The 18,385-nt window shown below is 36.8% G+C and carries 13 protein-coding genes; 10 read left to right on the top strand and 3 right to left on the bottom strand.

Translation table 11 applies throughout. From position 1 onward, the window contains the following. Window positions 1-207: 207 nt before the first annotated feature. A complete protein-coding gene (locus tag ELS83_RS17245) occupies window positions 208-2,019 on the bottom strand; it encodes a glycoside hydrolase family 15 protein (protein WP_171596788.1) in 1,812 nt (603 codons plus the stop codon). A gap of 243 nt (window positions 2,020-2,262) precedes the next feature. Here ELS83_RS17245 and ELS83_RS17240 point away from each other — a divergent pair, with 243 nt between their 5' ends. The 6 genes from ELS83_RS17240 to ELS83_RS17215 all read left to right on the top strand — a co-directional run bounded on the left by ELS83_RS17240 (window position 2,263) and on the right by ELS83_RS17215 (window position 11,065). After that, window positions 2,263-4,467, top strand: a complete 2,205-nt coding sequence (locus tag ELS83_RS17240; protein ID WP_171596787.1) for a bifunctional alpha,alpha-trehalose-phosphate synthase (UDP-forming)/trehalose-phosphatase — start codon at window positions 2,263-2,265, stop codon at window positions 4,465-4,467. Between the two features lie 150 nt (window positions 4,468-4,617). Next, a complete protein-coding gene (nadB, locus tag ELS83_RS17235) occupies window positions 4,618-6,198 on the top strand; it encodes an L-aspartate oxidase (protein WP_171596786.1) in 1,581 nt (526 codons plus the stop codon). 15 nt (window positions 6,199-6,213) lie between these two features. After that, entirely contained in the window at window positions 6,214-7,062 is an 849-nt protein-coding gene (nadC, locus tag ELS83_RS17230; RefSeq protein WP_171596785.1) for a carboxylating nicotinate-nucleotide diphosphorylase, read from the top strand. A 25-nt stretch (window positions 7,063-7,087) separates the two neighbouring features. Beyond that, a complete protein-coding gene (gene nadA, locus ELS83_RS17225; protein WP_171596784.1) occupies window positions 7,088-8,014 on the top strand; it encodes a quinolinate synthase NadA in 927 nt (308 codons plus the stop codon). A 240-nt stretch (window positions 8,015-8,254) separates the two neighbouring features. Beyond that, window positions 8,255-10,402: a tetratricopeptide repeat-containing sensor histidine kinase gene (locus ELS83_RS17220; protein WP_171596783.1), complete on the top strand. Its 2,148-nt coding sequence runs from the start codon at window positions 8,255-8,257 to the stop codon at window positions 10,400-10,402. Window positions 10,403-10,498: 96 nt separating this feature from the next. Next, entirely contained in the window at window positions 10,499-11,065 is a 567-nt protein-coding gene (locus tag ELS83_RS17215) for a manganese efflux pump MntP (RefSeq protein WP_171596782.1), read from the top strand. Here the strand turns inward: ELS83_RS17215 and ELS83_RS17210 are convergent. Together ELS83_RS17210 and ELS83_RS17205 are read right to left on the bottom strand one after the other, a co-directional pair. Beyond that, a complete protein-coding gene (locus tag ELS83_RS17210; RefSeq protein WP_171596781.1) occupies window positions 11,062-11,601 on the bottom strand; it encodes an FMN-binding protein in 540 nt (179 codons plus the stop codon). The genes ELS83_RS17215 and ELS83_RS17210 overlap by 4 nt on opposite strands. A gap of 80 nt (window positions 11,602-11,681) precedes the next feature. Then, window positions 11,682-12,851 carry a porin family protein gene (locus tag ELS83_RS17205; protein WP_171596780.1) on the bottom strand — a complete coding sequence of 390 codons (1,170 nt, stop codon included), beginning with the start codon at window positions 12,849-12,851 and terminating at the stop codon, window positions 11,682-11,684. A gap of 225 nt (window positions 12,852-13,076) precedes the next feature. Here ELS83_RS17205 and ELS83_RS17200 point away from each other — a divergent pair, with 225 nt between their 5' ends. From ELS83_RS17200 to ELS83_RS17185, 4 genes are all read left to right on the top strand, one after another. Beyond that, complete coding sequence (locus tag ELS83_RS17200) at window positions 13,077-14,399, top strand: SO_0444 family Cu/Zn efflux transporter (protein ID WP_171596779.1); 1,323 nt, start codon at window positions 13,077-13,079, stop codon at window positions 14,397-14,399. A 359-nt stretch (window positions 14,400-14,758) separates the two neighbouring features. Further along, on the top strand, window positions 14,759-16,282 hold the full coding sequence (gene accC, locus ELS83_RS17195; RefSeq protein ID WP_171596778.1) for an acetyl-CoA carboxylase biotin carboxylase subunit: 1,524 nt from the start codon (window positions 14,759-14,761) through the stop codon (window positions 16,280-16,282). Between the two features lie 20 nt (window positions 16,283-16,302). Continuing rightward, window positions 16,303-16,812 (top strand): biotin/lipoyl-containing protein, encoded by a 510-nt coding sequence (locus ELS83_RS17190; RefSeq protein ID WP_171596777.1) that lies wholly within the window; start codon window positions 16,303-16,305, stop codon window positions 16,810-16,812. Between the two features lie 31 nt (window positions 16,813-16,843). Next, the gene (locus ELS83_RS17185) at window positions 16,844-18,379 is read left to right on the top strand and encodes an acyl-CoA carboxylase subunit beta (RefSeq protein WP_216616644.1); all 1,536 of its coding nucleotides are present in this window, start codon (window positions 16,844-16,846) and stop codon (window positions 18,377-18,379) included. Window positions 18,380-18,385: the final 6 nt, after the last annotated feature.

The following is an 18,385-nucleotide window of genomic DNA, read 5'->3' as shown; positions in this document are numbered from 1 at the left end:
GTAGGTCATTTCCCCTTCTTCAACTTGACGTACAACTGACAATTTAAAGGATAAATTATAATTTCGTTGGGTACGCCTTGCTACAGTCTTTCTCAATATTTTCATAAATAAGTCGATTTACTGTCAACTTATTTCAGGACGGGACATACAATAAAATAAAAGGAGCATTGAAATCAATGCTCCTTTTTTTATTTCAAAAATTTGAAATTAGCCATTCAATTGTTCCAGCAAATTATCCTCATCCTCAAATTGAGTTCCCGAAAAATTTAGGGCAGTTTCGATAATGGCCAGGTGAGAATACGCTTGTGGAAAGTTTCCAAGCATTCTTTTTGTAGCAAAATCAATGTCTTCGGCAAACAATCCCAAATGATTGGAATAGCTCAGGAGTTTCTCAAATTTTTCCTTTGCTTCCTTTTTCTTACCAATTTTAAATAAACTGTTGATTAACCAAAAAGAACAAATTGTAAATGCTGATTTAGGTGTACCAAAATCATCCTGATTTTTATATCGATACATCAGTCCATCGTGTTCTAATTCTTTTTGTATGGTCAGCACTGTAGATTTAAACTTCTCATCACTGGCATCAATAAAACCATAAGGTTCCATTAGTAAAACCGATGCATCCATATCTTCTGATCCATAAAACTGGCTAAAAGCTTTCTTTTTCTCGTTCCAGGCTTTTTTGTAGATATCTTCCTTAACCGAATGTCTAAGCACTTTCCATTTTGCAACATAGTAATCTCGTTTTAAAAGATCTGCAATTTTAACTGCTCTATCAAAGGCCACCCAACACATTACCTTACTAAAAGTAAAGTGAAGACTTCTTCCCCTAATCTCCCAAATACCTCTATCTGGTTTTTTCCAGTTCTCTTCTACAACTTTTACTATGCTCCTAACAATAGTCCATAACTCCTCACTATGTTCCAGCGAAGTTTCGAACATTTCAAAATGCTGATGAATCAAGTCTAACAAAATACCATAAATATCATTTTGCTTCTGTTTGTATGCAGCATTACCAATTCTTACCGGCTTCGATCCTTCATATCCTGCCAAATGCTCCAGTTCATATTCCGACAACTTCTTCTCCCCATTGATCCCATACATGATCTGAATTTTCTCATTCTTCTCAGGAATAATATCCATGATAAATTTGAGATAACGCTTCGCAACATTATAATGCCCTAGTTGGGTAAGAATTTTCACAACCATTGAACCATCTCTGATCCAACAAAAGCGATAATCCCAATTGCGCACTTCTCCTATGGTTTCGGGCAATGAAGTAGTTAATGCCGCCAAAACTGCACCACTCTTTTGGTAACTCAAGAGTTTTAAGACCAGGGCGCTTCTTAATACTTCTTCTCCATACTTTGGCAGAACTTTTGATCGTTCGGCCCAATCTAACCAATACGTTTTGGTTCGTTGTAATTTCAAATATATTCTTTCCTGGGTTTGCTCCAATAGTTTCTGATTGTAACTCACCAAACAAAACTCCTCTTTTTCCAGAGTAATTCTTCTGCCTTCCACAATATCTGATGCCTCGAAGCTCGAGTACAGATAGAGAGAATCGTAATTGCCGGAAGTAGTATAGGATTTAATAAAACCATCTCTCGATATTTTACTCTTGGTCTCATTGCGGGCATAATCCAATTTTGGATCATACTTTAAACGAAAACTTGGCTTACCCGATATCAACCTAAAAAAGCGAATCACATCTGGTGGTGCATAATAATCCTTCTTATCGGTAAAATACCTGGGCATAAAATCCAACACTTCAAAACTACCATCACTACAATCAAAAATGGTTTTTAAAATATTTGTTGATTTTCGATACTCTTGCTTAATGGCAATTAAATTTTCAGGAATAATTTCAAAACTCCCACCTTTCTCCTTATCCAAAATCTTTGCAAATGCCGAAGATGAATCGAACTGCGGTAAACATACCCAATCCAAAGATCCACTTTCTGATATTAAAGCAGCACTACGGCAATTACCAATTACTCCATAATTTAAATTCTTCATAAAAAATCACTATTTTAGAGCTTAATCATAAAACATACTGTTGTTTCCAGAACGAAACCAACAGACTTACAACACACAAACACACCTATAATCAAACACTTAACACGTAATATTTGAATTATCAAAGTGATTTTTCAAATACAATCATGTTAAATTTTAATCAATTGTGTTAGAAACAGCTTGGAAATTATAGAAATTTCACGAGAATCATAGCATTTCTACCAAAATAAAAAACCACATTTTATGAATAGAATTCACATCGTTTCCAATCGACTTCCAGTAAGTATAAATGTAGAAAATGATCATATTGAACTTGTACCTAGTGTTGGTGGTTTAGCTACCGGAATGAGATCTGTATACAAAGAATATAATGGGAAATGGATCGGTTGGCCAGGCTTGCCAAGTGATGATTTGAATGAAGAATTACAATCAAATATCGATGAAAAACTAATCGAAGAAGATTGTGTATCAGTTCACCTGTCAAAAGAAGAAATCGATTTGTATTACGATGGATTCAGCAACAGAACCATTTGGCCACTGTTTCATTATTTTGCTCAATACATAGACTATAGCCCTGAACTTTGGGATGCATTTGTTAGCGTAAATCAGAAATTTGCCGACAAGGCTTTGGAAACACTTGAAGAAGGCGACACCATCTGGATTCATGACTACCAACTCTTATTGGTACCAGAAATGATTAAATCGCAAAAGCCAGGTGTTACGGTAGGCTTTTTTCTGCATATCCCTTTCCCGTCGTTCGAGGTATTTAGAATATTACCATGGCGAAAAGAATTAATTCAAGGAATGCTAGGCGCCGATTTAATTGGATTTCATACTTTCGATTATCAGCGACACTTCTTTAGTTGTGTACGTCGATTAATGGGTTACGAGATTTCTTTTAACGAAATACACATCGAAGACCGAATTGTAATCGTTGATTCGTTTCCGATGGGAATTGATTACGATAAATTTAGAGACGCAGCAATTCAGACTTTTCAGAAGCCACTGCAGGAAAAATCGAAACTTCATCGTGAACTGGAAAAATACTTCCTTGTTTCTCCCAACAGAAAATTAATACTTTCCATCGACAGACTGGATTACTCCAAAGGAATACCCAACCGTTTACAAGCATTTGCTAAGTTTTTGGAAGAGTATCCCGAATTTATTGGTAAAGTTACATTGATTATGTTGGCAGTTCCATCGAGAGGTACAGTAGAGCATTATATCAACTTAAAACGAGAAGTAGACGAATTAGTAGGTAATGTAAATGGTAGATTTGGAAGTATTAACTACACACCTGTTTGGTATTTCTACCGATCATTACCTTTTGAGAATCTGATTGAACTTTACAGTTCCTGTGATGTTGCTTTGGTTACACCGGTAAGGGACGGAATGAATTTGGTGGCAAAAGAGTATGTCGCTTCCCGTACCAACCGCACAGGAGTGATCATTTTGAGTGAAATGGCCGGAGTTTCAAAGGAAATGGGCGAAGCACTTATGATTAATCCAAACAATACGGGAGAGATTGCCCAAAGTATCTACCAGGCTTTAACCATGCCGCTTGAAGAACAAAGAGAACGAATGATTTACCTTCAAGATCGAATCAAGAGATACGATGTGTTCAAATGGTCGTCTGAATTTGTGAAATCGCTACGAAAAGTTGAAAAATTGCAAAGTTCAATTTATGCCAAAAAAGTGAATACTTCCATATTGGAAAAAATTAAAACAGAGTATGCCAATTCACAAAAACGATCCATATTTTTAGACTACGATGGCACCTTAACAGGATTTAAAAAGAATCCAAACGATGCAAAACCAGACGAGGAGCTTCATAAAATCCTGTATCAATTGGAAGAAGATCCTAAAAATGTAATTACAATTATTAGCGGTCGCGATAGAGAAAGTTTGGAGAATTGGTTCGATGGTCATAAAATCAACTTGATTGTAGAACACGGTGTTTGGATTAAGAAATACAACAAAGAGTGGAAAATGCTAGCCAATGCCAACGACACCTGGAAACCAAGTATTCGTCCAATACTTGAGACTTTTGTAGACAGAACACCAGGATCATTTATCGAAGAAAAAAACTATTCGCTGGTATGGCACTTTAGAAAATCGGAACCCGAGCAAGGTGAGCTACGTGCCAATGAATTAAAAGATGAGTTAACCACCATGATTGCCAATCACAACCTGGAAATCCTGGAAGGAAATAAAGTCATAGAAGTGAAGAGTGGTGGAATCAACAAAGGAATGGCTTCATTACAATTTCTTCAAAATCAAAATTTCGATTTTATTTTGGCTCTTGGCGATGATTGGACCGATGAATACATGTTTAGAGAACTACCCGATACGGCCATTACCATTAAGGTAGGATTAAAACATACAGCCGCCAGGTACAAAGTAGATTCTGTTTCAAAAGTACGCAGCCTGTTATCGAATCTTGAATAAAAGTTGAACTCAATATCAGAAAGGTGGCAATTTTGTCACCTTTTTTTCTGATCTTCAATATGATTTTAGAATCTGGATTTATTTTTCATCTAAAATTAGCATCGATAGAATGAAAATAACTATTTTCGCACGAACCAAGATTTTTCTAAAATGTTACACAAACAATTCGATTTTTTAATAATCGGAAGTGGACTTGCAGGATTGTATTCGGCCATTGAGGCCTCTAAATATGGATCTGTTGCGATTGTTACCAAATCGAAACTTGATGTAAGTAATTCTTATTACGCACAAGGTGGTATTGCAGCTGTTACCAGCGATACAGATTTCCCCGAATTGCATTTGGAAGACACAATTGTAGCCGGAAGAGGTTTGTGTGATTATACGCCCGTTGATATTCTTGTAAACGAGGGGCCGGAGCGAATCAAAGACCTTATCGAAATGGGAATGCAGTTCGATACCGAAAATGGTGAACTGGCGTTGGCATTGGAAGGTGGACACCATAGAAGAAGGGTTTTGCATGCTGGTGGCGATTCTACAGGCAAAAAATTGGTTCAGTTTCTCATCCAAAAAGTATTGGACTCCAACAAAATAGAAATATTCGAAAACCAGATGGTTTACCAACTACTTGTAGCAGATAAACATTGTTTTGGAGCCAAGAGTTTTAATATTACAAACCATAGGAATCTTTGTGTACAGGCAAAATCGACCATCTTAACTTTGGGAGGAGCCTCTGCTGTATATCAACGATCTACCAATCCGGAAACCACAGTTGGTGATGGAATAGCTCTTGCCTATCAGGCAGGTGCTCAAATTGCCGATATGGAATTCATTCAATTTCATCCAAGTTCGTTTTATACCGATAAAGGATATACATTCCTGATTAGTGAAGCTGTTCGAGGTGAAGGTGCTCATTTACTGAATTCCAATGGCGAACGCTTTATGCTGGAAATTCATGACTTGGCCGAACTTGCTCCGCGCGATATTGTTGCTCGATCCATTTTTAACGAAATGCAAAAGTACAATACCAATCATGTTATGCTTAGCTTAAAGCACTTAGATAGTGAGAAGTTAAGAAAACGATTCCCATCAATTTACGAAAAATGTAAAGAGTCCGGAGCCGATTTTCTAAGTGAAATTCCAATTGCTCCGGCAGCACATTATACAGTTGGTGGCATAAAAACCGATATCAACGGACAAACAAATATTTCAAACTTGTATGCCTGTGGTGAATTGGCATCAACTGGTGTTATGGGGGCAAACAGATTGGCTTCTAATTCTCTTTTAGAATGCCTTGTTTTCGGAAAACGAGCAATCGCTCACTCTTTAGGCGTTAAATCAGACCGAGAGAATTTCTCTTCGAATCGTCAAGAAATTGAAATAGACAATACTCTTTCGACAGTATTTTTAAACCTTTCGAATGATATAGCCGAAGCAATGAATAATAAAGTTGGAATTGTTAGGAGTGCCGATGGCTTAATGGAAGTATTGAATGTAATTGCTGAAACAGAAAAAAGTTTCCCTTTTAAGCGGAATGAATATTATAGCATTCGCATGAAGAACCTGCTAAGCGTTTGCTCATTGATGGCAAATGCAGCTTTGGCACGAAAAGAAAGTCGCGGAGGTCATTATCGGGAAGATTTTATCACAGAAAATGAAGACTTTCTTGCTCACTCTATACAAGAATTAAATAAAGAGCTTACTTTTGTGCCCATAGAAGTAAAATCAGAATAATATTATTTCAATCAGATGGAAGAATTAGGATTGAATATTCAAGAATTAGAATATATCATCGAACATGCTTTTCGTGAAGATATTGGTGATGGTGATATCACCACCAATAATTTAGTGCCTGAAAACTCGGTAGCAAAGGCAAGTATGACAGCCAAAGCAAATGGCGTAATTGCAGGTTTACCTGTAGCTGAAAGAGTGTTCAAAAAACTAGATCCAAATCTAAAATGGTCCCCTCTTGTGAAAGATGGTGATACTGTAATAAAAGGAGATGTAATTGTAGAAATACAAGGAAGTTTTAGAGCATTGCTTACTGGTGAAAGACTGGCTCTGAACCTGATGCAACGCATGTCGGGAATTGCCAGCGAAACAGCAAAATATGTTGCTGAAGTACAACATACTAATGTTCAGATTTTAGATACCAGAAAAACGGTTCCAGGCTTAAGAACCCTGGACAAATATGCCGTAAAAACAGGAGGTGGCACCAATCATCGAATTGGTTTGTACGATTTGGTGATGATTAAAGACAATCATATCAAAGTTGCCGGAGGAATCGCTCCAGCCGTTGAACAAATCAGAAAATCGATTCCAAAACACATTAAGGTTGAGGTAGAAACCACCAACATTAAAGAAGTTGAGCAAGCCTTACATGCTGGCGCAGATATCATTATGCTTGATAATATGAGCAACGAAGACATGGCATTGGCAGTAAAAATGGTTGATGGAAAAGCCAAAACTGAAGCTTCGGGTAATATGAACCTTGAAAGGTTGAAAGGCGTTGCAGAAACTGGAGTGGATTTTATATCAATAGGAGCACTTACCCACTCGGTAAAAGCGCTTGATATTAGCCAAAATATTATACTATAATTAAAATCGAAAGTAATTTCCTAAAATGGAAAATAAAGATATTATTAGACAGATTGAGGAGCTGAAGAAGGAAAAAAATGCCATTGTTCTTGCTCATTACTATACACATCCTGAAGTACAGGACATTGCAGATTATATAGGCGACTCCTTAGGATTGGCCAGAGAAGCTGGCAACACAACAGCCGATATTATTGTTTTTTGTGGTGTACATTTTATGGCAGAAACCGCTTCGGTTATTTCTCCACAAAAGAAAGTGCTTATCCCAGCCCAAAAATGTGGCTGCTCTCTTGCAGAAAGTATTACAGGAAAAGACATTCAAAACTGGAAAGAAAAAAATCCTGGTGGCTTGGTCGTTTCCTATGTGAATACAACCGCAGAAGTAAAGGCTGAAACAGATTATTGCTGTACATCTTCAAATGCAATTCAAGTAGTTGAGCACCTGGGTAAGGATAAAAAAATATTTTTTACACCAGATAAAAACCTTGGAGCATATATCGTTAAAAAAACTGGTATTGAAATGGATTTATGGGATGGCGATTGCTGTGTTCATGAAAGAATTGATAGCAATATGATCATCGAAATGGGAAATAAATACCCTGAAGCTGATATTCTTATTCATCCTGAAAGCAACTGCGCAAATGACGATGAGATTTTGAACATGCCAAATGCCTACTTCTACTCTACGGCAGGAATTATTAAGCATGCTGCAGAATCGGAGAAAAAACAGTTCATTATTGCTACCGAACTAGGAACCTTACACCAACTGGAAAAAGCAAATCCTGGAAAAGAGTTTATTCTTATTCACCCTAAAACAATTTGCGGATCGATGAAAAGAGTAAAACTACAAGGAGTTTTAGACGCTTTACTCGAAGAAAAATACGAAGTAAAAGTTCCTGAAGAAATTTCAAAAAAAGCCATTACATCCATACAAAGGATGCTCGAAATTGGCTAAAGCATACCAAAAACCTTTCAGATCAACTGGAAGGTTTTTTTTATATATCAATAGCTGATATTTTTAAAATCAGGGATTTATGACTCCAAAAAAATTGTATATTTATCGGTCGTTTAAAACCTACAACCAACCAAACTAGAAATAAACAATCTAAATAACTAAAAATCAAATAACCAAAACCATTTTATTGCGTACACCGATAATCTAACAGCTATTGTAAACCAACGACTTTTATTAAAAATGCAATTTCCCCTTAAACTTGTATTCCTATTTTGCTGCCTTATCCCCTACTATACTTTCGCACAAAGTGAAATAGATCAACTAAAAAAGCAGTTAACTACCGCATCCGAAAACGAAAAGACTGACGTTTTAATTGATATTGCCACAGCGTATAATACAGTCAATTTAGACAGTTCTTTTTTCTATGCCAAACAATCTTACGAACTTGCTAAGATTCAGAACAATAAAATTAGCTTAATTAATTCCAACCAAACCATAGCCAATAGCTACAGGGCATTAGGTGAATTCGAGAATGCATATAAGCATTTGTTAGAAGCAGAAGAGCTTGCTCTCGAAAAACAAGACTCTACAATTTTAGCATTACTCTATTATCGTTTTGGAACTTATTTTACAGATGTTAGCAAATATGATAATGCCATTGAATACTTTAACAAATCGATAAAATATTGTCAGGATATAGATAATCCAAGAATCATTGCAAGTTGCTTAAATGGTTTGGGTATTATTTATTGGGAACGTGGCGATTTGGAAATAGCTTTAAATCAATATTTGGAAGCTTACAAGATTGCGGAGGATCTAAACAATAAAAGCCTGCAAAAAACTTTAATGCTCAATATGGCCTTAATATATAGTGATGAGAAACAAAACGAAAAGGCTTTTAATACCTATGATAAAATACTATTACTCGCAATTGAAGACAACGATAAAAGCTCTCAAGCTGTAATTTACAACAATATGGCTGCCTTATATCAAACCGATAACAAACTGGGCAAAGCATTAGAATATTTTAAGAAAGCACTTACCATTTACACCGAAATTGGTGATGAGCCAGGTATAGCGCTGGCTATGAATAATATTGGTGAAAATTACTTTAAAACAGGCAATATTTCCGAAGCCATTTTTTATCTCGATAATTCATTGGTAATCAACAGAAGATTAAAACTTGAAACCGAGATCATTTATAACCTTGAAGCACTGGCAAAAGTATATCTGTTTTCAGGAAAACTGCAAAAGGTAGAAGGCTTAATTGATGAAGGAATTGAAATTTGCAGAAGACTGAAAATTAAAACAATGGAACGAAGTTTCCTGCAGTTGAAGTCTGAATATTATTATTCTTCGGGAAACTACAAAAAGGCATACAAGACCTATGAGTCATACAACCATTTAAAGGATAGCTTAATAAACGTAGTCCGATCTGATAAAATTGCTCATCTGCAAACTCAGTTTGAAACAGAGAAAAAAGAAAAAGAAAACGAAATTCTTAGAGTTAAAAACGAATTTACACAAGAAAAACTCGATAAGGAACGGGCTTTTACCAATTACCTGATTGTATTCTTTATCATTACAATGGCATTATTGATTTTGGTTTATTTTCTCTACAAATCGAAAGCAAAGATTAACCTGCGCATTAAAAAAATTAATGGCATGCTTGAAGAGTATAACCAAAAGCTCAAAATTACCAATGCCACTAAAGATCGATTCTTTTCCATCATTGCACATGATTTAAGATCGCCTTTTAATTCAATTCTTGGATTTTCGGAGTTGATTAAAGATGAAGTAAAAGAGGGAAAAGATCTTGAATTGATTGAAGAATACAATGCCAATATAAACGAATCATCTCACAACTTGTTTACACTTTTGGAGAACTTGTTACAATGGGCTAAAAGTCAGAGAGGCGAACTGGAATTCAACCCAGTACAATTCGACCTTTATCAATTGGTTCAATCTACACTGATTATTTTCAAACTTAAGGCTGCTGATAAATCGATTAAACTGAGTACCGATATCAAATCGGGTACCAAAGCTTATGGCGATATAAATATGGTGAGTACTATTTTAAGAAATTTGATTAGCAATGCTCTTAAGTTTACCGAAAGCAATGGTAAAATTGTAATATCGGCCGACATACAAGAAGAATTTGTATTTCTTAAGGTAAAAGATTCGGGCATTGGTATCAGCAAGGAAAACCAGGAAAAACTATTTAAACTCGACTGCAATTATACCACCGTAGGAACCGAGGATGAAACCGGCAGTGGACTAGGTCTGATACTCTGTAAAGAATTTGCCGAAAAAAATGGTGGCGATATCTGGGTAGAGAGTGAAGAAAACAAAGGCAGTGAGTTTATTCTGAGTCTGAAAACAGCATAAAATCTCAACACAATATCATAAAGCGATTCTATATTACAGGAATCGCTTTTTTAATTCTCCTGATCCATTAAATTTGCAATCCCAATTGAAAATAGAATGGAATTAGTCAGTATTTTTTTGATCGCCTTAGGTCTTTCGGTAGATTCTTTTGCTGCTTCGGTATGCAGCGGCTTGGCAATTAAGGATATAAAATTTTTGCAAGCTGTTAAAATCGCCTTTTTTCTTGCCCTATTCCAGGGAGGAATGCCCATTATTGGTTGGTTTGTAGGTTGGGAAATCCACGATCTGATTCAGGAATTCGACCATTGGATTGCCTTTCTGCTATTGGCAGGTTTAGGAAGTAAAATGATTTATGAAAGTCTGACAAACCACGAAGAGGAACAAAAATTCAATCCGCTAAAACTAAGTGTTCTTTTGGGAATATCTGTAGCAACAAGCATCGATGCCTTAGTAATTGGCTTTAGTATGGCCTTAATTGATGTGATTATTTGGTGGCCCGCAATAATTATTGGTATTGTAACCTTTATCGCATCAATGCTTGGTATGTTGCTAGGAAAAAAAATTGGTAGCAATGCCAGTAAAAAATTTGAAGTAATTGGCGGAGCTGTTTTAATTCTGATTGGTCTTAGAATTTTAATTGAGCATTTGTTTTTTCACTCCTAAAGATTCTCCGCCTCTTTTAATTGAACCATTAATAAACTAAGCGATTTTATTCCTTTGGTAATGGCTGGAGCCGATATGGTCGCACCCGATATGCTATCAATATCTTTTTCGAAAACCATTTGTTCGCCCTTGTATTTGCCCTCAAATTGTTTCAGCCAGTATTTGGCCATAATCTCGCCTCCATAGGATGAGCGATACACCAATATCACAACCTTTTTAATGATCATTTCTTCATCGAAAAGAACCAAATAATCAAAGAGGTCATTTTTTCCCTTAGAGCTTGCAAATGTGGCATATCCCAATAAGCTATCATTACTTTTCAGTTGATATACAGAAACCTTTTCGATATCAGGAAACTGGACAATTTGATCTGCACTCACTTCGCTTTTTGAAAAGCTCACCTCTTCAGCAGCAAAGGCTTGCTTTATGGCCTTATCAATTCTTTTCTGAATGGGTTTAGGATATTTCTGTGCGCGTGCTTCAAAGCCACTAAAAACCACAAGCGTTATCAGCAATATTTGAATCAATCTATTCATGTATAAACATCTACAAATTAGAAAACTGCAAAGCAAGAAAACCCTCGCTTTGCAGTACAATATTTTTAGTAATTATGCTATTAGAACCAAACGCCTACACCAGCATTAATAAAGTTCTTTTTCAAGTCATTACCATCTTTAAATCTCTGGTAATCTACCTTCACAACAGCACCTTTTGCCAGATGATAGCTCAATCCAAAAAACCAGTCTTCACGATCGTAAGCTTTATTTGCTGCAATACCATCAACTTTGTGGTGAGTATTATAGTTTTCGTAACGTACGAATGGAACCAAAGCCTGCTCTTTTCCGTGTAGCAAATTGTAACCAGCCTCAACATAGTAACCACGCATTTGCTTACCCAGGTCTTTGCCAGTTTTGTCGTTGTATTCTTTTACATCGCTAATGTAAGAATGAATGTACTGACCTCGCAATTGTAAAGCATCTGCCTTGTAACGGAAATCAAGACCTAACATGCTAATTCCAACACGAGTTGAATCCGCAACTGCCTCAGCAAAGTCATCATCCTTATCTAAACCATTAAATTCTGATGATTGAGTTTTTCCGAAATAACCTGATAAACCAAGGTTTAAACCTTTAATTCCGTAGTAATCTACTTTTGCAGACAATGAAGGAGAAGTAAAAGTAGACTCAGCACCTTTCTGACGACCTTTTCTTAAACCATCTGACCCTCTTAATTTTCCGCTTCCATCGAAACCGTTAAATCCGTTCATGATGTACAATTGGTATTTTAAAGGAGCATTTGCCAATCTACCATTAATACCAACCCCAATTTCTCTCCAGGTAGTTGGAACAATGTATTTGTCAACACTCGGACGCTCAACTCCATTAAAAGTAGTTGGTTCGTGGTATTCATTTACAATACCCATTGGTACCAACATTAAACCACCTCGAATTGCAGTGTTTGGTTTAATATTGTAGTTTAAGAATGCTTGCTCTACGTATAATTCTTTCACGTGCTCATACTCAATCTCTGTTACGAATGAAGTTTTTTCGTTGAACTGGTATCCAAAGAACATTACCATACGGTGAACATCCATTTTACCATTATAACGCTCATTCCCGCTAATCTGCTGATTGTAATGAACCTCTCCGTAACCACCAATGCTCAACTTCTCACTCTTAATCTTCTCTAAAATAGTTGATCCAATACTTTGTGGTTCTTTCTGATCCTGGGCATTTACAGTTCCAAATGCAAAACAGATCGCTACTAGTAGTAATACTTTTTTCATTTTGTTTTTTCTTAGGTTTTAATCTGATAATCGTTAGTGTTATTATCTGCGACAAAAAATAGATTCAGTCTTAATAAAAGGAAATACCTACATGTTGGTATTTTCAGACACACAAGTCTTTTTATTCATTACACCTGTTTTAAGCATAAAGTATTTTAATAACTTTACTCTCAAATAGTATCAGGAAGTGAACGCTTATTCACTTTCATAATTCGAAGAATGTAAATGGAATATTTAAATCAATTCATATTAGACTTTGTGGAAATCTTAAATGAAATGTCTCCCTATTTAATGCTTGGATTTTTCTTTGCAGGCGTATTAAAAGTTGCATTTCCTCAACGTTTTATCGATAAGTACTTAGGTCAGAAAAACAGTAAATCGGTATTAAATGCATCCTTAATAGGAATTCCCTTACCGCTTTGTTCTTGTGGCGTTATACCTACAGGTATCTCATTTTATAAGAGTGGTGCTACTAAAGGCTCATCGGTTTCCTTCCTGATATCCACACCACAAACAGGAGTTGATTCCATACTGGTTACCTACTCTTTATTAGGCTTACCATTTGCCATTATCAGACCAATCATAGCACTCTTTACAGGATTTGTTGGTGGTGTATTAACCAACAAAGTGGATGATTCGGAACCAACGAAAAATGATATTGCTTCGGTTGACACATGTTGCTCAGGTGAAAAAAGTGATTGCGGTTGCGATTCACATTCGAAAGAAGCTAAACCCAAAAGGTCGAAATTCTATACACTATTTCAATATGCATTTGTCGAATTTCTTCAAGACATTTCGAAGTGGTTAATTATTGGATTGTTACTTGCTGCGTTCATTTCAGTGCTAATTCCTGATGATTTCTTTGCAAGCTTTATTGGCAATGATTTTATAGGAATGCTGGTAATTCTCATTGCTTCCATCCCACTTTATATCTGCGCAACTGCCTCGGTTCCTGTTGCTGCAGTATTAATGATGAAAGGCTTATCGCCTGGTGCGGCACTTGTTTTCTTAATGGCCGGACCTGCTACCAATGCAGCAACAATAACGGTGCTGAACAAAGTATTGGGCAAAAAGACCATGTGGGCCTATTTACTGACAATTATTAGTGGGGCAATCGTTTTTGGATTAATCATTGATCATTTCCTGCCACGGGAATGGTTTTCTTTTGTAGGATTGCATCATCATATGTCGGGACACGAAGGACATTGGGAACTGCCCAAGTGGCTAAAATGGGGAAGCAGCATTAGCCTTTCCCTCTTAATTGTAAATGGATACATTCAGAAATACATTTCTTCGAAAAAACAACTTCAATCTGATCATACAATTCCACAAAAAGAGGAAGTTTTTGTCAAAGTAATTGGCATGAAATGCAACCATTGTAAGAATAGTGTTGAAAAACACATGAGCGCAATTCAAAATATTGATATTGCCGAAGTTAACCTTGAACAGAAAATATTGCGTTTGGTTGGTCGCTCAATTAACTTATCGCAAATCAAAAAAGAAATTGAAAGTTTAGGTTTTGAACTGAAAACAAGGCTTGACGATTAAAAATTTTCACACTGAAAAAAGACAAATTTTATCTTCTTGATTTTTTGACACTTATAAGGTGTGGAGCAATTTTTATCATCCCATAAATTATTCATAAAATAATTCAAAATAAGAATTTGAATCCCTAGTAAAAACAGCGCCTACAGCATGACATTTGTCATGTTTTTATGTCAAATCGCATCGACACATGTTTATATTTAATTACTTGGAAACTTCGATTTTTTAATTACTTTTGATATGTTGCACAACATATTTATGCTGTGCGTTATCTTTTTTTTGGGAAACTATTCCTAATCTAATGGTAAATAATTGACTTAAAACAAGGCTTTTATAAGCCCAATTAACAATTAACCAAAACTATGATTACGAAGATTTCAAAAGTCCTCGTTGCGAATCGAGGAGAAATTGCTCTGCGCGTAATGCGATCGTGCAGAGAGTTAGGAATTAAATCTGTTGCGGTGTATTCCGATGTTGATAGAACATCAATGCATGTTAGATATGCCGACCAGGCTTATCATATCGGACCAGCCGCCTCAGCAGAAAGCTACCTTAACATTGATAAGATTATTGAAGTAGCCAAACAATCCAAATCGGATGCCATCCATCCAGGCTATGGATTCCTTAGTGAAAATGCAGAATTTTCCAGAAGATGTAAGGAAGAAGGCATCATTTTTATTGGACCTACCCCCGAGGTGATATCCACAATGGGTGATAAAATTACCGCACGCCAAACGATGATAGATGGAGGTGTTCCCGTTGTTCCAGGTACAAAAGAAAATCTTGATGATGATGATAATGCCCTCCAAGTTATCCGAGAAATTGGATTACCAGTAATGATTAAAGCATCTGCCGGTGGAGGCGGAAAAGGAATGCGAATGGTTGATAAGGAAGAAAATATCCTGAGTGCACTTCGCGCTGCTAAATCGGAGGCAAGATCGGCCTTTGGCGATGATTCGGTTTATGTAGAAAAATACATCTCCTCCCCTCATCATATCGAGTTTCAAATTCTGGGCGATCAGCATGGAAATGTAATTCACCTTTGTGAACGTGAATGTTCGGTTCAACGTCGCCATCAGAAAGTGGTAGAAGAAACCCCTTCTCCATTAATGACACCAGAATTTAGAGCAAAAATGGGTGATGCCGCAGTGGCTGCAGCAAAAGCAGTAAATTACTATGGCGCCGGAACCATCGAGTTTTTAGCAGATAACGACCATAACTTCTATTTCCTGGAAATGAATACCAGGCTACAGGTAGAGCATCCAATTACCGAAAGAACAACAGGTTATGATCTTGTTAAGCAACAAATTCTGATTGCAGAAGGAAAGGAGTTAAATATCAAACAAGAGGATGTCTTTCAGTTTGGACACGCAATCGAATGCAGAATTTATGCAGAAGATACCGACAATAACTTTATGCCAAGCCCGGGTTTAATTACCCATATTACCGAACCAATGGGATTGGGAGTAAGAACAGACGGATATGTTTATGAAGGCTACGAAATCCCGATTCACTACGACCCAATGATCTCAAAACTGATTATTTGGGCAAGAACACGGGAAGAAGCCATTGAAAGAATGCGACGAGCATTGTATGAGTACAAAATTACCGGTGTAAAAACCTCCATTAAGTTCCTCGAAAGAATTATGGACTGCCGAGAGTTTAGAGAAGGAACCTACGACACCCACTTTATTCAGAATAACGAAGAATTTTTGTTGGCTGATGATGAAGCCAAGCAACAATTCGAAGATCTAGCCATAGTTACAGCCTTTTTAGATTACCATCACAAATTGAAGAATGTACAAGTCGATCAATCGGCTGCAGCTTCCAGCAGGTGGAAAGATTTTGGACGACGCAGAAGTGTGTATCGATCAAGTGAAAATTAAAAAGACTAAAGAAATTAATTATGGCACTAGAAATAAAATTAGACGACAGAATTGCCAATGTTGAACTTCTTACCGAAGATGGCAATCATGTAAAAATAATAGTCGACGACAGAGAGTACGACTTAGACATGCAACAGGTTGAAAACGGAGTTTACTCTGTGATGTACAAAGGCCGTTCTTTTAATGTGGAATTAATTGAAAATGGCACTCCTAAAAAATATATGGTCAATACCTTTTACCATTCCTACGAGGCCGAAATTATTGATGCTGAAACCAAGTATTTACAAGCCAGAAATGAAGGAAATCTGGAAGCTTCGGAAAGTACCATTTCTTCACCAATGCCAGGAAAAGTGGTTAAAATTCCGGTTGAGATTGGACAGGAAGTAAGCAAAGGAGAAACCGTAATCATTGTTTCAGCAATGAAAATGGAGAGTGAATACAAAGCCATGAAAGATGGTGTAATTAAAGAGATATTTGTTAATGAAGATGATACCATTGATGGAAATCAACCTTTAATTTTTATTGATTAATTGAGTTATGAATTAATAATCACAAGAAAGCATGTTGACATTAGAAGATAAAATCAAAAAATTCGAAGAATTAAATAAAACTGCTGAAGAAGGAGGCGGACAAGCTCGTATAGACAAGCATCATGCCGCTGGAAAAAAAACAGCACGTGAAAGAATTAACGACCTTTTAGATCCCGAAACATTTGTTGAGGTTGATAAAATGGTAACTCACCGTTCCACAGATTTTGGTATGGAGAAGAACAAAATACTTGGCGATGGTGTAGTTTGCGGTTATGGAAAAATAGACAGCAGACTGGTTTATGTTTTTGCTCAGGATTTTACTGTATTTGGAGGATCTTTGAGTAGAGCCAATGCCGATAAAATTGTAAAAATCACCAAATTGGCCATGAAAATGGGCGCTCCAATTATTGGTTTAAATGATTCAGGAGGAGCTAGAATTCAGGAAGGTGTTCAAAGTTTGGCCGGATACGCCGATATTTTCTATCAAAATGTTAGAGGTTCGGGTGTAATTCCGCAAATTTCGGCCATTATGGGACCTTGTGCCGGTGGTGCTGTATATTCACCTGCACTAACCGATTTTATTATGATGGTAAAAGATACGAGCTACATGTTTGTAACCGGACCCGATGTAATTAAAACGGTAACTCACGAAGAGGTGACCAAGGAAGAACTTGGTGGCGCTTTAACTCACAACTCGAAAAGTGGCGTGGCTCACTTTACTGCCGATAACGATGAACAAGCAATGATGATGTTGCGTGAGTTGATCAGTTTCCTTCCATCCAATAATATGGAAGATCCTCCGGTAAAACCTTGTACCGATAACATCCACCGCGAGGATGAAAAACTACAAAGTATTGTTCCGGCTGATCCGAACAAACCATACGATATCAAAGATATTATTGAAACGGTTGTTGATGATCACAACTTTTTTGAGGTAATGCCACTTTATGCACAAAATATAACAATTGGCTTTGCCCGATTAGCCGGAAAACCAGTTGGAATTGTTGCTAACAATCCGGCAAACATGGCAGGTGTTTTAGATATTAACAGCTCAACAAAAGCAGCTCGCTTTGTGCGCTTCTGCGATGCATTTAATATTCCTTTAATCACTTTCGTGGATGTTCCGGGCTTCCTTCCGGGTACTGCCCAGGAATATGGTGGAATTATTAAGCATGGTGCAAAACTGCTTTATGCCTTTGCAGAAGCAACGGTACCTAAAATTACACTGATTACAAGGAAAGCCTACGGTGGTGCATACGATGTAATGGCCTCCAAGCATATTGGTGCCGATATTAATTATTCATATCCTACAGGAGAAATTGCTGTTATGGGAGCCGAAGGTGCCGTAAACATTATGCACAAAGGTTTAACCGAATCGGAACGTGCCGATGCAATCGAAGATTATCGCGACAAGTTCGCACACCCTTATAAAGCTGCAGAACTGGGTTATATCGACGAAGTTATTCAACCTAAAGAGAGTAGATATAAGTTGATACAGGCATTGGAAATGTGTGCAAACAAGAGTGAACAAAATCCGCCTAAAAAGCACGGAAATATTCCTTTATAGAAAATT

Origin of the sequence: Marinifilum caeruleilacunae, assembly GCF_013141825.1 — a bacterium.
GTDB lineage: Bacteria > Bacteroidota > Bacteroidia > Bacteroidales > Marinifilaceae > Marinifilum > Marinifilum caeruleilacunae.
The sequence above is the reverse complement of the archived record's forward strand: the minus strand, read 5'-3'. Positions and strand labels throughout refer to the sequence as shown.